Origin of the sequence: Methylophaga sp. UBA5088 (assembly GCF_002414625.1) — a bacterium.
GTDB classification, from domain to species: domain Bacteria; phylum Pseudomonadota; class Gammaproteobacteria; order Nitrosococcales; family Methylophagaceae; genus Methylophaga; species Methylophaga marina.
The window spans coordinates 32,799-35,430 of the sequence record NZ_DIAC01000059.1 but is presented as its reverse complement, the minus strand read 5'-3'; the positions used below and the strand labels follow the sequence as shown (position 1 = coordinate 35,430).

At 44.0% G+C, this 2,632-nt stretch carries 2 protein-coding genes; both read right to left on the bottom strand.

Annotated elements, in window-relative coordinates:
* Nucleotides 1-149: 149 nt before the first annotated feature.
* Nucleotides 150-815: a response regulator gene (locus tag B4K20_RS07995; protein WP_289282509.1), complete on the bottom strand. Its 666-nt coding sequence runs from the start codon at nucleotides 813-815 to the stop codon at nucleotides 150-152.
* Nucleotides 816-817: 2 nt separating this feature from the next.
* Nucleotides 818-2,176 carry a sensor histidine kinase gene (locus tag B4K20_RS07990; protein ID WP_289282508.1) on the bottom strand — a complete coding sequence of 453 codons (1,359 nt, stop codon included), beginning with the start codon at nucleotides 2,174-2,176 and terminating at the stop codon, nucleotides 818-820.
* Nucleotides 2,177-2,632 lie beyond the last annotated feature (456 nt).

Sequence of the window (2,632 nt, the reverse complement as noted above, 5' to 3'; positions counted from 1 at the left end):
GGCAACAGGATGGTCAGAAAGAAACACTTGTCTGCGACATGATCAATATCAAAGAAGATAGTTTTCAATGCCTGTATTACATTGATGGCAGTGAGCCCTTTATTTATCAATACACACGCTAGTGCGGAAACGCTAAACGTCGTTCTTGATTACTTGGCCTCGTCAACCAAATCCAAGAGGTTGACGAGGTTCATTTTAATGGCCAATCGAGTTAACTCAATATCGCTATTCACGCCGAGTTTCTTTTTGATAATGTAATGGGAATTAGCCACGGTTTTGGGACTGATATTCAACAGTTCGGCAATGTCTTGACTCGATTTGGCTTCTAACAACAGGCGTAAAATCTCAAACTCTCTAACCGTCAACTCATCAATGGCAGACTGTTCTTGGCCCAGTTTCTCCATCGCCAGCGCCTGTGCAATATCAGCGCTTAAGGTATGTTTGTTCTCACTTATCTGGGCGATCGCTCTAATCAGTACTTCAGGATCACTGCTTTTAGTAATGTAGCCAAGTGCTCCCGCTCGTGTGGCTTGAATCGCAAAACTCGGATTTTGATGCATACTAAACACAAGCACTTTCGCCTGATTATCAAATTGGCGAATACGTTCAATGGCTTTTAGACCACTTTGGCCCGGAAGGGATATATCCATCACCACCACATCTGGCTTATGTGATTTATAGAGAGTGTATGCCTCTGCACCATCACAGGCTTCGGCAATAACTTCAAAGTTCACTTGTTTTTGCAATAAAGCCCGGTAACCTTCCCTGACAATCGCATGGTCATCCACTAACATGATTCGTATAGAGTTATTCATCGTCAGGCTTCCGCTTTTTGAGTCATCGGCAGAATGATGGTTACCACCAGTCCGCCATTAATTTGTGTGTCCAGACTGAGATCACCACCCAGTGCTGCAACCCGTTCATGAATGCCGAGTAGTCCCAAGCCATTACTGCTAGAAAAAGCACTCAAATCAGCCACACCATCATCTTTTATGATGAGTGATAGGGCGTTCTCTTCCTGAATATTGATATTGACCTCAGCGTGCTCTGCACTGGCATGTTTCGCGATATTTGTCAGACATTCCTGCACTATTCGGTAGGTATGTACCGCCAAGGTCTCGGCGAGTTCATCCATATTACCGACAAGAGATAAGCTGTAATGCGTTTTGCCTGAGCTGCGTTGATTCCAGCTTTTTATCAACTGTTTCAAGCTAGTTTCCAGTCCGAGTTCATCTAGCTCTGCGGGGCGTAATCGCGTCAACAGATCGCGAAGCGCACTCATCATATGCCCGGTAATGTGACGAATGGAATTTAGCTCCTCCACTATTTCCGGACAAGTATTTTTAGCCGACTGTGATGCCGATGTGGTGACGGCATTGATACCGGCCAGGCATTGACCAAACTCATCATGTAACTCTCTGGAAATGTAGCGATGCTCTTCTTCCTGGGTATTCATAATCTTGATCGAGAGTTGTTTGTTTTCCGCCATGATATTTTGTTGGGTACTGACTAAGGCATTGATGGCATGACTGGTACGTTTCCATTCAGCGATGTCAAAGTCCGGTAGACGTATTGCTAAGTCTCCGGCTCGCATTTTTTCGAGGCCAGCGACAATATCTTTCGCGGGTTTTAGCATGCGATTAATGGTGATAAAAACCAGGCAACATAGAGCCATGATGGTGACTACAAGTACGCCAAGAGCAGCTTGTAAGTTATGCCAGGCGCGTGCTGTTTCAATATCGACATTCAATGTCACCAGTATCGTCCCGTACTTTATTGCATTGAAATTGACTGACCGTTTTACTTCCACGCCTGGGTTAAAAAATTGTGTATAAAAATGTCCGAACCAAATCGGGTAATCCTTATTTGATGCCTGAGTGGCGTTACATAAACTGCGTTGCCGACTTTGTGTGCGGGATAAAAATTGCGTGCATGAACCGGGAACACTATCAATTTTGTTCCATAGCCCAATATCCGGAAAAGATTGTGTAAAGTCATAACGTTGGAACATTTGTAGCAATTGTTGTCGGATTTGATGCTCAATCCTGCTCGCCGTCGCCTCTGCTTCATTGAGTGCTTGTTGATTGGTTTGATACAACACATACCATGCACTGCCGACGATGCAGATCACCGCAATAATCAAAATTCGCACGAAGAGTTGGAGTTGTAGATTCATCCGTTTTTCACTGATACAAACATGAAGCTAGTCTAGGAGTAATCCAGACATCTGCAAAGCGCTGTTTATTGTGTCGGGAAATTTGCCCGATGACACTGGGCATATTTCGGCTGAACGCAGATTAGGATAAAGTTCTAATATGATTCATCAACTGAGCACTATTCATCCGGTAGGTCAGTGTGGATTGCAAACTCATAAAGCGGTCTGAAATGATAGCGTCATAAGATTATTTGTTGATACATATGATTTTATGTCAATGGACTGGCTAGAGTGATGAAATAAAAAAACCAATAAGGGGAGAGAAAATGGCTGAATCTCAGCTTTTACAGACAGCGAGAGAACAAGCGCTGGCGTTAGAAAATGTCGTCAATCAAGTTGTCGTTGGTCAAAAAGAAGCAGTTAGATTGATTTTGATTGCCTTACACGCACGGGGGCATGTGCTGCTGGAAGGTGGTG